Origin of the sequence: Rubellimicrobium arenae (assembly GCF_017916275.1) — a bacterium.
Classification (GTDB): domain Bacteria; phylum Pseudomonadota; class Alphaproteobacteria; order Rhodobacterales; family Rhodobacteraceae; genus Rubellimicrobium; species Rubellimicrobium arenae.
The window spans coordinates 145,368-160,392 of the sequence record NZ_JAFMST010000007.1; the positions used below are offsets into that span (position 1 = coordinate 145,368).

The 15,025-nt window shown below is 72.2% G+C and carries 13 protein-coding genes and 1 riboswitch; of the genes, 5 read left to right on the forward strand and 8 right to left on the reverse strand.

Annotated features, from left to right (window positions below; translation table 11 throughout):
* Positions 1–9: 9 nt before the first annotated feature.
* The 5 genes from deoC to J3P31_RS12600 form a co-directional block, all read right to left on the reverse strand.
* Positions 10–1,005, reverse strand: a complete 996-nt coding sequence (gene deoC, locus J3P31_RS12580) for a deoxyribose-phosphate aldolase (RefSeq protein WP_210528816.1) — start codon at positions 1,003–1,005, stop codon at positions 10–12.
* Positions 995–1,972, reverse strand: a complete 978-nt coding sequence (locus J3P31_RS12585; RefSeq protein ID WP_210528817.1) for a sugar-binding transcriptional regulator — start codon at positions 1,970–1,972, stop codon at positions 995–997. The genes deoC and J3P31_RS12585 overlap by 11 nt, the downstream gene beginning before the upstream one ends.
* Positions 1,969–3,486 carry an FGGY-family carbohydrate kinase gene (locus tag J3P31_RS12590; RefSeq protein ID WP_210528819.1) on the reverse strand — a complete coding sequence of 506 codons (1,518 nt, stop codon included), beginning with the start codon at positions 3,484–3,486 and terminating at the stop codon, positions 1,969–1,971. Before J3P31_RS12590 ends, J3P31_RS12585 begins: the two co-directional genes overlap by 4 nt.
* A 4-nt stretch (positions 3,487–3,490) precedes the next feature.
* A complete protein-coding gene (locus J3P31_RS12595; RefSeq protein WP_246849486.1) occupies positions 3,491–4,510 on the reverse strand; it encodes a galactitol-1-phosphate 5-dehydrogenase in 1,020 nt (339 codons plus the stop codon).
* A gap of 299 nt (positions 4,511–4,809) precedes the next feature.
* Positions 4,810–6,798 carry a PAS domain S-box protein gene (locus J3P31_RS12600; RefSeq protein ID WP_210528821.1) on the reverse strand — a complete coding sequence of 663 codons (1,989 nt, stop codon included), beginning with the start codon at positions 6,796–6,798 and terminating at the stop codon, positions 4,810–4,812.
* 173 nt (positions 6,799–6,971) lie between these two features.
* On the opposite strand from J3P31_RS12600, the gene J3P31_RS12605 reads away from it, so the two are divergent.
* A complete protein-coding gene (locus J3P31_RS12605; protein ID WP_210528823.1) occupies positions 6,972–7,316 on the forward strand; it encodes a lipid-A-disaccharide synthase N-terminal domain-containing protein in 345 nt (114 codons plus the stop codon).
* On the opposite strand, the gene J3P31_RS12610 is transcribed toward J3P31_RS12605, so the two are convergent.
* Together J3P31_RS12610 and smc are read right to left on the reverse strand one after the other, a co-directional pair.
* Positions 7,277–8,299, reverse strand: a complete 1,023-nt coding sequence (locus tag J3P31_RS12610) for a glycosyltransferase family 2 protein (RefSeq protein WP_210528824.1) — start codon at positions 8,297–8,299, stop codon at positions 7,277–7,279. The genes J3P31_RS12605 and J3P31_RS12610 overlap by 40 nt on opposite strands.
* Positions 8,300–8,415: 116 nt before the next feature.
* Positions 8,416–11,838, reverse strand: coding sequence for a chromosome segregation protein SMC (smc, locus tag J3P31_RS12615; protein ID WP_210528826.1), 3,423 nt, complete (start codon positions 11,836–11,838; stop codon positions 8,416–8,418).
* Positions 11,839–12,014: 176 nt separating this feature from the next.
* Positions 12,015–12,239: riboswitch (cobalamin riboswitch) on the forward strand.
* A 35-nt stretch (positions 12,240–12,274) separates the two neighbouring features.
* On the opposite strand from smc, the gene J3P31_RS12620 reads away from it, so the two are divergent.
* Together J3P31_RS12620 and J3P31_RS12625 are read left to right on the forward strand one after the other, a co-directional pair.
* On the forward strand, positions 12,275–12,442 hold the full coding sequence (locus J3P31_RS12620) for a CbtB domain-containing protein (RefSeq protein WP_210528828.1): 168 nt from the start codon (positions 12,275–12,277) through the stop codon (positions 12,440–12,442).
* Positions 12,443–12,449: 7 nt separating this feature from the next.
* Entirely contained in the window at positions 12,450–13,184 is a 735-nt protein-coding gene (locus J3P31_RS12625) for a CbtA family protein (protein ID WP_210528829.1), read from the forward strand.
* Here J3P31_RS12625 and J3P31_RS12630 read toward each other — a convergent pair.
* Entirely contained in the window at positions 13,181–13,549 is a 369-nt protein-coding gene (locus J3P31_RS12630) for a DUF1636 family protein (RefSeq protein ID WP_210528830.1), read from the reverse strand. The two genes, J3P31_RS12625 and J3P31_RS12630, sit on opposite strands and share 4 nt — an antisense overlap.
* Between J3P31_RS12630 and cobW the strand changes: the two genes are divergently transcribed.
* The gene (cobW, locus tag J3P31_RS12635; RefSeq protein WP_210528831.1) at positions 13,521–14,540 is read left to right on the forward strand and encodes a cobalamin biosynthesis protein CobW; all 1,020 of its coding nucleotides are present in this window, start codon (positions 13,521–13,523) and stop codon (positions 14,538–14,540) included. The two genes, J3P31_RS12630 and cobW, sit on opposite strands and share 29 nt — an antisense overlap.
* The gene (locus J3P31_RS12640; RefSeq protein WP_210528832.1) at positions 14,537–15,004 is read left to right on the forward strand and encodes a GNAT family N-acetyltransferase; all 468 of its coding nucleotides are present in this window, start codon (positions 14,537–14,539) and stop codon (positions 15,002–15,004) included. Before cobW ends, J3P31_RS12640 begins: the two co-directional genes overlap by 4 nt.
* Positions 15,005–15,025 lie beyond the last annotated feature (21 nt).

The window sequence follows — 15,025 nt, forward strand, 5'->3', positions numbered from 1 at the left end:
TCAGGTCCCTCAGGCCGGGGAATGGCGGTGCGAGGCGGCGTAGCGCCCGGTGACGTGATGCTCGAGCTGACGCTCGATGTCGCCCAGCATGGACGAGGCGCCGAAGCGGAAAAGATCCGGCTCCAGCCAGTCGCGGCCCAGTTCCTCCTTCATGAGGGTTTGCCAGGCCATCGCATCCTTGGCGCTCTTCATGCCGCCGGCGGGCTTGAAGCCGATCTTGTGACCCGTGATCTCGCCGTACTCGCGCAGGGCGCGCACCATCACGAGGCTGACGGGCAGGGTCGCGTTCACGCCTTCCTTGCCGGTCGAAGTCTTGATGAAGTCGGCCCCCGCCTGCATCGCGACCATCGAGGCCGCGTGGACGTTGCGGAGCGTGCTCAGGTCCCCGGTGGCCAGGATCGCCTTGAGATGGGCGGGCCCGCAGGCCTCGCGCATGGCGGCGACCTCGTCGTAAAGGGCGGACCAGTTCTGGGTCATCACGTGCTCGCGGGTGATGACGATGTCGATCTCGTCCGCGCCCTGGTCCACGGCCCAGCGGATCTCCTCGAGCCGCAGGTGGAGCGGCATGAGCCCCGCCGGGAACCCGGTCGCCACCGAGGCCACGGGGATCCCCGATCCGCGAAGGGCGCGCACGGCATGGGGCACCATGGTCGGATAGACGCAGACGGCGCCGACGGTCAGGGCCTCCAGTCCGAGGCCCTCCAGGATGTGCGACGCAAGCGGTTGCCGCGCCTTGGCGCAAAGCCGCTTGACCCGCCCTTCGGTGTCGTCCCCCGCAAGCGTGGTGAGGTCCACGCAACGAATGGCGTTCAGGAGCCAGGCAGCCTGGTAGGCCTTCTTGACGCTGCGCCGCGTGGTCAGGGTCGCCGCCCGCCTCTCGGCGGCGGACCGGTTCACGGCATGCCCCTCGAACATGGCGACGTCCAGGGGGATGCCGGGGTTGCGGGCGTGGTTCGAATGAACCGGCGTGGCGTGGGCAAGGCTTGGGGGTCGGTCAGCGGTCATGAACATGCTCCAGGGCATAGGCGGCCGTCTCCTCGTCGGTGACGAGGACGTTGACGAGGCCGGCGCGCAGCGCGGCCAGGGTAATGCGGTGCTTGGCCCGGCCCGAGGCCACGCCGATGGCGCGGTCCCGCGCCTTGAGGTCCGCCAGCGCGAGGCCGACGGTGCGGGCGTCGAGCCCTTCGTCCACGATCTCGCCGCGCCGGTCGACATAGCGGCCGAGCACGTCGCCCACCGCCCCTTCGCGCGCCAGCGCCGCGATCTCGGCCGGGGTGACGTTGCCTGACTGCACGAGGGCGGCATCCTCGCTGAGCGCGCCCATCGAGAAGCAGAGCACCGGGGCCGACCGGGCCAGGCGCAGGACGTCGCCCACGATCCTGTCCTGCTCCAGCACCTCGCGGGTGACGCGGGCCCCCACCACGGCGGGAACCGGAAGGGGCACGAACGCGCCCCGCCCCTTGCGGGCGAAGGTCTCGGCCACCTCGTTGTGGCCGGTGGTCTGGGGGATCGGCGCCACCGTGCCGTTGATCTGCACGACCTGGACGCCGTCCGCCCAATCGGGGGGCAGCCAGTGCGCCACGGCGGCCATGGTGCGGCCCCAGCTCACGCCGATCAGGCGCGGCCTGGGCTTGATGGCGGCAAGGTACTGGCCCGCGGCCTGCGCGACGGCGTCCGCGCCCGCGGCCTCGGGCACCACCATGGCGTCGCGCAGCCCATAGGCCTCGACGAGCGCGGCTTCCACCTCGGGGCGGCGGCGCAGGCGCGGAACGATCTCGATCCGCACGATGCCAAGGTCCCGCGCGTCCTGGAGGAGCCGGCTGACCTGCCACCGGTTCAGGCCCGTCTCGGCGGCGATCTCGGTCTGGGTGCGGTCCTGCTGCCAGGCCATGCGCGCGACCTGCACCATGAGATGCTCGCGCCCCTCGTCCACGGGCAGGCGCGGGCCGCCGGGGCGCTCCTCCTCGCTCATGACCGCGTGCCCGTATCGCCCGACAGGGCATGGAGGATCGGGGCCAGCCGTTCCGTCGCGTCGCGGTAGTCCTGCAGGAGAGCCAGGTACTCCTCATGGCGGCTCATGTCGGGCTCCATGACGGTCACGGGGGCGCGATAGGCCGCGGCCGCCTCGGTCAGCGACGGGTGGAGCCCCAGTCCGGTGGCCGCCGCGACCGCTCCTCCGTAAAGGGACAGGTTGTCCTCGCGGGCGATGCCGACCGGCATCCCCAGCGCGTCCACCGTCGCCCGCAGCCAGAGCGGGTTCTTCATGATGCCCCCGGCCAGCACGATCCGGTCGATCGCCACGCCCTGCCGGGCGAGGTCGAAGACCACATTGGCCGAGCCCAGCGCCACCGCGTTCACCAGGGCCCGGTAGATGCCTGCGCGGTCGTGCGACAGCGACAGCCCCAGGATCGCGCCGCGCAGGTTCGGATCGCGGTAGGGCGTGCGGTTGCCCATCCAGTAATCCAGCGCCAGAAGCCCCGTTCCCCGCGGCGGGATGCCCTCGGCCGCCGCGTTCAACGCCGCGAAGCCCGCGCCGTCGAGCCCATAGATGTCGCGGACGAGCCAGTTGAGGATCGACCCGGCCGAGACCTGCCCGCCCTCGATCATCCGCAGCCCCGGAGTCAGCGCATGGGGATAGGGCCCCCAGACCCCGGCGATCCGCGTTCCATCGTCGGGCACCTGCGTCAGGTGGACGTTGGAGGTCCCGCCGATCAGGAGCATGGACCCCGGCGTGACCGTATCCGCGCCAAAGGTGCCCATATGGGCGTCGATCCCGCCCTGCACGACCAGCGGCCGTCCCGGCAGGCCCAGCGCCTCGGCCGCCTCGGCCGTCATGGGACCGATCGGCGCGCCGATATCAAGGATCTCGGGCGGGAGCTTGTCCATCAGCTCGGGCACGCCCAGCGCCTCGTAAAGGTCGGGGCAGAAGCTCCGCGCGCGGCTGTCGTAGTTCCACTTGCAGGTCGCGTTCATCAGCGACCCGACCCAGCGCCCCGTCAGGCGGTGGTTGACCCAGTCCAGCGCCTCGCAGATCACGCCGGTGCGCGACCAGAGCTCCGGCTGGTGAGCCTTGAGCCACATCGCCTTGGGCACGAGCCATTCCACGGCGTCCGACCCGCCGGAATAGTCCAGCACCGGATGCGCGACCTTGGCGGTCCGCGCCGCCTCGGCCCAGGCGCGGGCGTCCATCCAGAGGATCGCGGGTGCGAGGGGCGTGCCGTCCCGCCCGCAGACGACCACGGTCGAGGAGAAGGTGGCGACCGTCACGGCCTCGATGCGCGGATGCCCGGCGGCGGCCAGCACGCGCGGCAGCAGGCGGCGCAGCGCCGCCCACCAGTCTTCCGGGCCCTGCTCGCAGCGGTCGGGGGGAATGTGGGCGGTCGGATACCCTTCCTCGCCGGTGGCCAGCATGCGCCGCGCGGCAAGGTCGAAGACCCCCGCGCGCGCGCCGTTCGTTCCGAAGTCGAGTCCCAGGACGGTGGTCATGGCCTTACGGACGGAAAAGGACCTTGGAGAAGTGGATGTCGCGCTTGGCGAAACGCTCGAAGATCCCTGGCAGCTCGGCCAGATCCAGATCGTGCGAGATCAGGAACTCCCATTTCAGCTCGCCCGTCGCGAACTTCTCGATGGTGGTGGTCCATTGCGGCCCCGGGAAGGGCGCCCCGAAGCTGTTCCAGGAGCCATGGAGCGAGATCTCCTGGCGCAGGAAGGTCTGGAAGGTGGCGTTCGACAGGCTCACGTCCGGGACCGGGATGCCGATGAAGCTGACATGGCCGCCCGGCGCGGCAAGGCCGATGGCCGCGTTGATGGTCGAGTCGAGACCAACCGCCTCCACCACGACATTGGCGCGGGCCTTGTTCTCGCCCAGGTCCTTGGACAGGACGCGGATCGAGGCCCCCGCTTCCTCGGCCAGGGCCAGCTTTTCCGGGCTGACGTCGACGGCGATGACGTCGGACGCGCCCATCATCCGCATCCACTGGATCGCGAACAGGCCGATGGGCCCGCAGCCGACCACGGCGCCGGTCTGTCCGACCGTCATGCCGCCGGCCTTCCAGATCGCGTGCAGCGCGATCGAGGCGGGGTCGGTCATCGCCACCGCGCGCGGATCGACGTGTTGAGGCACCTTGATGAGGTTCTCGACCGGAGAGGCGACCCATTCCGCATAGGCTCCGTCCCGGCGCGAGCCGAAATAGTCGTAGTTCCGGCAGCGCGAGAAGTTGCCCGTCTGGCACTGGTCGCATTCCCGGCACGGCAGGAGCGGCGCCACCGCGACCAGCTCGCCGGGCGCCCAGCCCGTCACGCCCGGCCCGAGGGTTTCGACCCGGCCCGAGAACTCGTGCCCGGTGATCAGGGGCATCTTGTGCGCGCCCTTCACCAGCATCCGCGGCAGGTCGGAGCCGCAGACCCCGACCGAGGCGACGCGAAGCACGACCTCGCCCGGTCCGGCAACCGGGCGCTGCCGCTCCTCGAGCCGGATGTCCCCCGGGGCGTGCAGCACGATGGCGCGCATGGTTCTATCTCCTCACCGGTCACATCACAAATGTGACCAACTCCAACATCTGTGATACCGGTTAGCGTCAGAGGCACCGTCCTGTCAACCACCCGCGATGCACCAGTTCCTGCTCTATGCCTCTCCACCTCGGACCCGAGTGAAGTGGGCCTGCCAATCTCGGCGGCCTTCCTGCCCATGGAGAAGTCGTCCAGCCCTGACGCGTTCGCGGGCCGGTCCCGCAAGGCGGTCGCGGGAACGCCCTCGTTCGCGCCGAACAGGCCGGTCGGGCGGCACGGCCGGCGGGCCTGCCCCGCGCGTCAGGCCTCCAGGTGGTCCATCGGGAGAGCCAGCACGATCCGCAGCCCCTCGGGCCGCCAATCCTGCTCCAGGGTCCCGCCAAGCTGATCCTCGACGGTGAGCCGGGCCAGCCGGGAGCCGAAGCCCGCATGGCGCGGCGCCATGACGGGGGGACCGCCCTCCTCGCTCCAGTCGAAGCGGAGCGTCCCGTCCGCCAGGTCCCAGCCCAGCTCCAACCGCCCTTCCGGCACCGAAAAGCCCCCGTACTTCGCAGCATTGGTGGCCAGTTCGTGCAGGACAAGCGCAAAGCCCGTGGCCGCGCCGGGGCCGAGCGACACGTCGGGGCCCTCCAGAGACAGACGGTCCCCTACGGCCCGGTGCGGCGCCAGGACGGCCGCCGCGACCTTGCGGAGGCAGACGGCCTCCTGTCCACCCAGTTCGCCGACCACGGCGGCCTGGATCAGGTCGTGCGCGCTGGCCAGCGCGGTCAGGCGGCCCGACAGGACCCGCGCCATCTCGACCGAGGTTTTGGTGCTCCGCGCGGTCATGGCGACCATGCCGCCGGCGATGGCGAACAGGTTCTTCACCCGGTGGTTCAGCTCGCGCACGAGGAGCCGGCGGCTGTCCTCGACGCGCTTGCGCTCGGTGATGTCCTCGATCACCGACACGACGTGGTCGGGCGTCCCATCGGGCCTGCGGACGAGGCCGACCGACAGGTTCACCCAGACCGCCCGCCCGTCCTCGGCCAGGTAGCGCTTCTCCAGCGTGTAGGAGCCGATCTCACCGGCAATCAGCGCGGCGAGCCGATCAAGGTCGGAGGCCACGTCGTCGGGATGGGTGATCGCGGGGAACCCCGTCTCGACCAGGGTCTCGCGGCGATGGCCGCAGATCGCACAGAAGCGATCGTTCACCTCCAGGAAGCGGCCGTCGAGCGACACCCGCGCCACCCCCACCGCGGCCTGTTCGAAGAAGGCGCGGTAGCGCGCCTCGCTCGCCCGCATGGCCTCCTCGGCCTCCTTGCGGGCGGTGATGTCGGAATGCGCCCCCACGAGGCGCAGCGGGCGTCCCTCGGCGTCGTGCTCGATTTCGGCCAGGGCCCCGATCCAGCGCACCGCGCCGTCGCTCGGGCGGATGATCCGGTATTCGAAGTCGTAGCTGCGCAGGCCCTCGGCCACGGAGTCGAGAAAGATCCGCTCGGTCTTCTCGCGGTCATCGGGATGCAGGCGAGCGACCCATTCCTCGTGCCCTTCGTTCCACGCCTCGGGGGGCAGGCCATGGATGGCGAGATACTCGGGCGAGCAGCGGCTGCGGTTGGCGTCCTGGAGGTCCACCTCGAAGCCGCCGATCCGTCCCACGCGCTGCGCGCGGGTGAGCTCGGCCGTCCGGTCCCGGAGCCGCGCCTCGGACGCCAAGAGCGCCTGCTCGGCCGCGCGCCGCTCCTCCTCCCGGGCATGGGCGGCGGCGATCTCGGCGTCGCGTTCGGCCAGGGCGCGGCGCAGCTCCAGCTCGGTCATCACCTGCCGGGCCAGCGCCGCGAGGATCCGCTCCTGCCGGGCCGACAGTCCGTCGGGGCGCGCCTCCATGTCGAAGACGCAGACGGTGCCGAGCGGCAGCCCCTCGGGCGTTTCGATGGGGGCGCCCGCGTAGAACCGGACCCCCGGGGCATGCGTCACGAACGGATTGTCGGCAAAGCGGGGATCCTGCGTCAGGTCGGGGACCACGAAGATCCCCCGCTCCCGGATGGCGTGCCGGCAGAACGAGGTCTCGAGCGGCAGGTCGCGCGCGCCCACGCCCATCTCGGACTTGAGCCAGTGGCGGTCCGCCGCGACAAAGCCCACCATGGCCACAGGCGCCTCGCAGATGTCGGCGGCCAGTTGCGCGATCTCGTCGAACAGGGCCTCGGGCGGGGTCCCCAAGATGGCATAGCCATCGAGCGCGGCGATTCGGTCGGCCTCGGACCAGTCCGGCCCGCCGCTCATGCCCGCGATCGCGGAGGGCATGTCCTCCATCGATCCCCGTCTCCTGTTCCCCTCGGATCAGCCTAGACGCGAACGGAATCCCCGACCAGCGGTTTAGTCGATGTCCCGGTCATGCCGCGCCGCGCCGCCCAGGATGACGGACGGGGTGGACGCCGCGGTCCGGCTGGGGGACATGGGGCCAGGTTTCGAACAAGGGACACGGCATGGACCTCCTGGCCTTCTTCCACGTGGACAGCGCGGCCGAGCTGGCCTGGGTGCTGATCGGCTTCCTGGCCCAGGTCCTCTTCGGGGGACGCTTCATCCTGCAATGGTGGCATTCCGAGCGTGCGGGCGAATCGGTCGTGCCTGTCGGCTTCTGGTGGCTGTCGATCACCGGGGGCACGCTGATGCTGGCCTATGCGCTCTATCGGCGCGATCCGGTCTTCATCCTGGGGCAAGGCCTGGGCCTGCTGGTCTATGTCCGCAACCTTGCCCTGATCCGCCAAAGCGCCCGGCGGGCCGGCGCGGATCAGTCCTCGTCCAGGTTGACGGCGCGCCGCACCGAATAATGCGTCCGCGTCGCCGCGCGTCCGTAGTAGATGCGGACGAGCACCTCGCTGAGGACGCCGAGCGAGAAGAACTGCAGCGCCGACAACCCCGAAAGCACCGTGAGCATGAGAAGGGGGTTGCCCGTCATGTCCGTGCCGCCCAGCACCTTCATGACAATCACGCCCAGGAAGGCCAGGACGCCCACCAGCACCGCGATCAGGCCAAGCCCCCCGAACAGCCGCATCGGATGCGCCGAATAGTCGAGCAGGTACTTGAGCGTGATGAGGTCAAGGAGCACCACCACCGTCCGCCACAGCCCGTACTTGGTGACGCCGGCCATGCGCGGACGGTGCGTGGTGGGCATCTCGGTCCAGCGGGCGCCGCGCTGCACCATGAGGATCGAGACGAAACGGTGCATGTCGCCATAAAGCTCGAGCTCCGACAGGAACGGGCGCCGGATCACCTTGAGCGTGCAGCCCAGGTCCCGGATCGGCACGCCGGTGACGCGGCGGATCAGGCTGTTGGCCAGGCGGGATGGCAGCTTGCGCGTCAGTTGCGCGTCCTGCCGGTCGCGCCGCCACCCGGCCACGAGATCGTAGCCCTCCTCGAGCCTGGCGATCATCGCCGGGATGTCCGCCGGATCGTTCTGCAGGTCCCCGTCGATGGTCACGATCGCGCCAAAGCGCGCCCGGTCCATGCCGGCCCGCAGCGCCGAGGTCTGCCCGTAGTTCCGCCGCAGGAGGATGAGCTTGACCCGTTCGTCCCGCGCCGCGATCCCTTCCATCAGCCGGGCGCTGGCATCCCGCGAGCCGTCGTCCACGAGGATGATCTCGTAGGGCTTGCCCAGGCGATCCAGGGCCTGCGTCAGCTCGGCATGCAGCCGAAGGAGGTTTTCCTCCTCGTTGTGGATCGGGACGACGACCGACACGCCGTCCACGGGCTCGGCGGCGAAGGCGGAGGACGCCTCGACGAGCGGATCGTGGAGCGGGGTCTCGAGCGGCATCGGAAGGTCCTCGGTGGCAAAGTTGAACAGGGACGATAGCACCGTTCGCCGGAGAGCACACCGCCCCCGCGCCGAACCGCCGCCGGAGGACACGGAAATGTCACGATTTGCCCCTGTCAGGCCACCATCGCCTCGGCGGCGCGCAGGTCCACGCTCACCAGCTGGCTCACCCCGCGCTCGGCCATGGTGACGCCGTAAAGGCGATCCATCCGGGCCATCGTGACCGCATGGTGAGTGATGACCAGAAAGCGCGTCTGCGTTTCCCGGGTCATCGCTTCCAGCAGGTCGCAGAACCGCCCCACATTGGCGTCGTCGAGCGGGGCATCCACCTCGTCCAGCACGCAGACCGGCGCGGGGGCCACCAGGAAGACCGCGAAGATGAGAGCGAGGGCCGTCAGCGTCTGCTCGCCCCCTGACAGGAGCGACAAGGTCCCCAGCGTCTTGCCGGGGGGCTGGGCCATGATCTCGACCCCCGCCTCCAGCGGATCGTCGCCGTCCACCCAGGCGAGCCGCGCCTCGCCGCCGCCGAACAAGCTCCTGAACAGGCGCTGGAACTCGGCGTTCACCCGGGCAAAGGCGCCATGCATCCGCTCCCGCCCTTCGCGATTGAGGGCGCCCAAGGCCTTGCGCAGCTCGCCGATCGCGGCGGTCAGGTCTTCGCTCTCGCGCAGGAGGCCGTCCTGCTCCTCGCGCAGGGCGCGGGCGTCCTCCTCGGCGCGCAGGTTCACCGGGCCGATGGCGTCGCGCTTGCGGCGAAGGGCGGCGAGCTCGGACTGCGCGGCGCCTTCGGCCGGGATGGACCGGGGGTCGCCCAGCGTGTCGAGCAGTTCGCGCGGGGTCAGGTCCCGCTCCTCCCGGATGCGGACCGCCGCCGCCGCCGCCGCATCCGCCGCCGCCGACCGCGCGACCTCCGCCCCGGCCCGCACCTCCCGCGCCGCGGAGGCCGACCGCTCGGCCGCACGTTCCGCGTCCTGGGCGGCCCGCAACGCGACCTCGGCCTCCGCCAGGCGAGCCTCCGCCTCCCGCCGCGCCGCCTCGGCCCGCGCCAGGGCGTCCGAGAGGTCCAGGGCGCGCGCCGCGATCCGCTCGGGCTCTTCGCGGGCCTCGTCGATCTCCTCGTGCAGCCGCTCGCGGCGGGCTGCCAGATCCTCGGCGCGGGCCAGGGCCGCCTCGTGCCGGCCGCTCCAGAGCCCCTCCTCGCGGCCGATGTCCGACAGCCGCCGCACCCGTCCCTGCGCCGCGCGCCGCCGCTCCTCGTCGGCCGCGCGGGCGGACAGGAGCGTGGCTCGGGCCGCAGAGGCCCGGGCGCTGGCCTCGGACGCCCGGGCCCGGGCCGCGGCCGGATCGGGCAGGCTCGCGCACAGGCCCTCCGCCTCGGCCAGGCTGGCGTCGGCGGCCTTCAACTCTGTCTCGGTCCGGACCAACGCGTCGCGTGCGGCCTCGGCCCTGGCCCGCGCGAGGACCCCGTCCGCGTCCGCCTTTCCAGCCGCCCGCATGGCGTCCTGCGCCTTCTGTTCGGCGGACCGGCGCGCAGCCCGCGCGTCGTCGGCCCGGGACAGCCCCTGCGCCAAGGCCCGGGCCGCATCCTCCTGCGCGGCCTTGGCCTCCTCGGCCCTCTCGGCCGCGTCGTCCGCCCCGGCCTCGAGAAAGGGAAGACGCGCGGCGCGGCGCATCGCCTCGGCCTCCTGAGCCGCCTCCGCGGCATCGGCGGCACTCACCCCGAAGCCGTCCCAGCGCCACAGGTCCCCTTCGCGCGACACGAGCCTTTGCCCGGGCCCGAGCCGGGGCCAAAGCCGCCCGCCGTCCTCGGCCGCGACCAGCCCGACCTGCGACAGCCGCCGCGCCAGCTCGGGCGGGGCCTCCACGAGGTCCGACAGCACTGGCATCCCGCCCGGCAGGGGAGGCGCCGTCTCGAAGGGCGGCAGCCGCCGCCACCCCGAGCCGTCCTCGACCACCGGCGCCCGCATCTCGCGCCCGAGCGCCACCGCGACGGCGGCCTCCAGGCCCTCCGGGATCCGGAGCCCTTCGGCCACCTGCCCCTTGCGGGAGCCGTCCGCCGCCACCATCCGAGCCAAGGCCCGCGCTTCCGCCGCGAGCCCCGCGGCCCGCGCCTGAGCTTCGGCCGCCGCGGCGCGGGCCGTGGCATCCCGTTCGCGCAGGGACCCGAGCGCGGCCTCGGCCCCGGCCAGACCGCCGTCCGCAGCGGCCAGCGCCGCCTCGGCCTGCTCGGCCATCTGCGCGGCCTGGTCCCCCTGCGCGGCAACCCGGCTCAGAGCCTCCTCGGCGGCCGCGACGCCAGAGGCGGCCCGGGCCGCTTCGGCCACGGCCCGGTCCCGCGCACGGATCAGCTCCTGCCGCCGTCGCACCGCCGCCTCGACTTCGGCCGTCAGACGGGCGGCCACCTCGGTGGCCTCGACCATGGCGGCTTCGGCGTCGCGCAAGGCCTCGCCCGCCGCTTCGGCGTCGGCGGCGACGCGGGCCAGCGCCTCAGCCTCGCCCTCGCCCGCCGATTCCAGCCGGGCGGCCTCGGCCCTCAACCGCGCCAGGGTGTCCGCCGCTTCACGTCCGAGACCGGTCTCGCGGGCCTCGTCGCGGGCCACGTCCCGGGCCGCGGCTTCCAGTTCGGCCACGCGCTGCGCCGCCCGTCGCGCGTCCTGGGCCTGCGCCTCGGCCTGGCCGCGAAGACGGGTGACCTCCTGCGCGGCTTCGGCCACCTGTGCACGCAGCGGCGGCAACACCTGCTCGGCCGAGGCGCGCCGGTCCGCCGCGGCAAAGGCCTCGTCCTCTGCCCGGGCTGCCAGCGCCGCGCGCGTGCGGGCCTCGCCCTCCGCCGCCGCAAGAGCGGCTTCGGCCGCCTCGTAGGCGCGCCAGAGGAGTTGCGCCTCGGCGACCCGGATCGCCGCCGCGACCTCGCGGAAGCGTGCCGCGTTCCGCGCCTGCCGTTCGAGCGCCCTCAGCCGGTCGGCCAGCGCCCCCGTCACCTCGCCCAGCTTCCGGAGGTTCTCCTCGGCCGCGTTGAGCCGCTGCGACGCCTCGCCCCGCCGCGCCTGCAGGCCGGCCACCCCGGCCGCCTCCTCGATCACACGACGGCGAGCGTTGGGCTTCTGGCCGATCAGCTCGGAGATCTGGCCCTGCCGCACCAGCGCCGGCGACTGCGCCCCGGACGCCGCGTCCGCGAACATGACCTGGATGTCCCTGGCCCGGGCCTCCTTGCCGCCCAGCCGGTAGGCCGAGCCCCCGTCGCGGGTGATGCGGCGGACCAGCTCCGTCTCCTTTCCGTCCTTTTCGAAGGCAAGCACGACCTCGGCCTGGGCCCGGGCGCCCCGGCGCGAGGTGCCGGCGAAGATCACGTCCTCCATGCCGCTGCCCCGCATCTGCGTGGGCCGCGTCTCGCCCATGACCCAGCGCAGCGCCTCGAGGAGGTTCGACTTGCCGCACCCGTTCGGCCCCACGACCCCCGTCAGCCCTGGCGCGATGGCCAGCTCCGTCGGGTCGGCAAAGCTCTTGAAGCCGTTGAGACGCAGCCGCGTGAGGCGCATGAGGGGTCCTGGCCGATGCGGGCCGCACCCTGCCAGCCTGCGAGGCTCCAAGTCAACTCGGGTCCGGGTCCGGACCTATCCCCGCGCCATGCCCTGGCAGCCCCCTGCGGTCCAGCCAGCGGCGGGCTATGGCACGGATGCGTCGCATTCGTGCTTGACGGTCGGAAGCCGCCTGCGCACAACGACACCTGCATGGTTCCCCGCCTACCGCCCGAGGCGGCAGGGGACGAACAGGGAATGCGGAAGGACCCGACCCAGCCCGGGGGGACCCGCCCGCAGCCGCCCCCGCGACTGTCAGCGGCGAGCGCCCGTCAACGTGCCACTGGGGCTTTGCGCTCCGGGAAGGCGGCGAGGCGCAGCGACCCGCGAGCCAGGAGACCTGCCATGCAGGAGAAACGCCAACCCCGTCGGGTGTGACGGGACAGGAGCCTGGACCATGTTCTTCTCGATCGCGCGCGCGCGCCTCGATTCGCAGACCCTTTCCATCGCGGCGGCGGCCCTGCTCGGCCTGTCGCTGATCTTCGTCGCGGGCTTTGCCAACGCGACCGCGCTGCACGACGCCGCGCACGACCAGCGCCACGCCATCGCCTTCCCCTGCCACTGAACGTCCAGTGACATCGCGGATCCTGTCCGGCGCGCTGATCGCCGGTCTCGCGGCGGGCCTGCTCGCCGCGGCCCTGAACCTTTGGACGCTGACGCCCCTGATCCTGCAGGCCGAAGCCTTCGAAGGCCCGGCGCACAGCCACGCCGGGGATGGCACGGCCCATGACCACGGCGCCCACGACCACGATGGGGCCGAAGGGCTGGCCGACGCGGGCCATGTCCATGAGGACGCCAGCGGCCTGTCCCGCAGCTTCGGCACGATTGCCATGACCCTCGTGGCCTATGCGGGCTTCGGGCTGGTGCTCGGGGCCGGCATGGCGGCGGCCGAACGGGCGGGCCACGTCCCCTCGGCGCGCACGGGCGTCCTCTGGGGGCTGGCAGGCTTCGCCGCCGTCCAGCTTGCCCCGGCCGTGGGCCTCCCGCCCGAGCTTCCGGGCACCGTTTCGGCGGATCTGGCGGCCCGGCAGATGTGGTGGGCGCTCTGCGCCGCCTCGACGGCGACCGGGCTCGCCGCGCTGGCCTTCGGGCGGGGCGCGACGACTCCGCTGCTCGGGGTGGCGCTGATCCTCGTGCCGCACCTCCTGGGGGCGCCGCAGCCGCCATCGCACGAGGGCCTCGTGCCGCCGGGCCTCGCGGCCGCCTTCGCCACGCGGTCGCTGGGGGTGGCTGTCCTGTCCTGGGCCGTCCTGGGTGCCCTGACGGGTGCCCTGTCCCGGCGGGCGCCGGCCCGGGTGCCCGCCTAGTCGGGGATGCGGCCCCGCAGGCAGAACCGCAGGCGCCCGGCCGGCCGGGCGTCCGCGATCTCGCCGCGGGGCGCGTCCCGGTACAATCCGGCGAAGGCCACGACCTCCTCGGCCTGCGTCGCGGGATCGACCCCCGCGAACAGGTAGGTGGCCTTCCCCTCCCCCGTGACGGCAAGAGCAAGGGGCGCGCCGCAGGCGTTCAGGCACTCCACCAGCCGCACTTCGATCCCTGCGGCGGCGAGGTGATCGGCCAGCTTCGCCCCCGCCCCCTCGCGGCACGTCGCGCAGACTGTTATGCGATCGCCCAATTCCGTCCCCAACGCCCCGGAGCCCCCGATGCCCCAGAAGATTCCCGCCACCGTCATCACCGGCTTCCTCGGCAGCGGCAAGACCACCATGATCCGCCACCTGCTCGACAACGCCGATGGCCGCCGCATCGCCCTCGTCATCAACGAGTTCGGCGAGACTGGCGTCGACGGCGACCTGCTCAAGGGCTGCTGCGGCCCCGACGACATCATCGAACTGTCGAACGGCTGCATCTGCTGCACCGTGGCCGACGACTTCCTTCCCACCATGGAGAAGCTGCTCGCCCGCGACCAGAAGCCCGACCATATCGTGATCGAGACCTCGGGCCTTGCGCTGCCCCAGCCGCTGGTGCGCGCCTTCGCCTGGCCGGGGATCTCGACCAAGGTGACGGTGGACGGCGTCGTTACCGTCGTGGACGGCAAGGCCGTGGCCGAGGGCCGCTTTGCCGAGGACGAGGATGCGGTGCAGGCCCAGCGCGAGTCGGACGACTCCATCGACCACGAGACGCCGCTCTCGGAACTCTTCGAGGATCAGATCGCCTGCGCCGACATGATCGTGCTCAACAAGACCGACCTCCTTGGCGAAGGCGAGGTCGAGGAGGTCGCGCAGCGCCTCCTGGCCGAGGCGCGCCCGGGCGCGCGCATCCTCAAGGCGCACAAGGGCGCGCTGCCGCTCGACGTCCTCCTTGGCATCAACGCCGCCGCTGAATCCGACATGGCGACCCGCTCCGCCCCCCACCATGACAACGAAGATGAGGACCACGACCACGACGAGTTCGAGAGCTTCGTCCTCGACCTCCCCGAGGTGTCGGACGTCCCTGCCCTGACCGCGCGCCTCGCGGACGCGATCAAGGCGCACGACATCCTGCGCCTCAAGGGCTTCGTCGCCGTTGCGGGCAAGCCCCTGCGCCTAACCGTCCAGGCCGCCGGCCCCCGGATCGAGACCTACTTCGACCGCCCCTGGGGAGCCGCCCCGCGCGAGTCCAGGCTCGTGGTGATCGGCGAAGCCGGCCTCGATCGCGCCGCCATCGAAGCCGCCCTCCGGGGATGAGTCCGGCAGTCCGTCAGGTCGTGGTGAGGTCGGGCGACCCCCGATCCGGGGAAGGCCGGGCCCTCCTGGGGGCCAGCCACGCTTACCTCTCTTCCCTCTACCCGCCCGAGCACAACCATTATCTGTCCATCGACGAGCTCGCGCAGCCCCATATCGACTTCTGGATCGCCGAGGTGGACGGCCAGCCGCAAGGTTGCATAGCGCTTGCCCGGATGGGCGACTACGGCGAGGTGAAGTCGATGTTCGTGGACCCCGCCGCGCGGGGAACGGGCCTTGGCGCGGCGCTGCTTGCTGCGTTGGAGGATCGCGCCCGCGCCTCGGGGCTCCCCGTCCTGCGGCTTGAGACCGGCGACGACCTTTATCCGGCCCACCGGCTCTACCGCCGCCACGGGTTCACGGACTGCGGTCCCTTCGGCGACTACGTCGAAGGGCCACACTCCGTCTTCATGGAAAAGCGCCTGTGAGGGTCCATGGCCGGCTCGGGA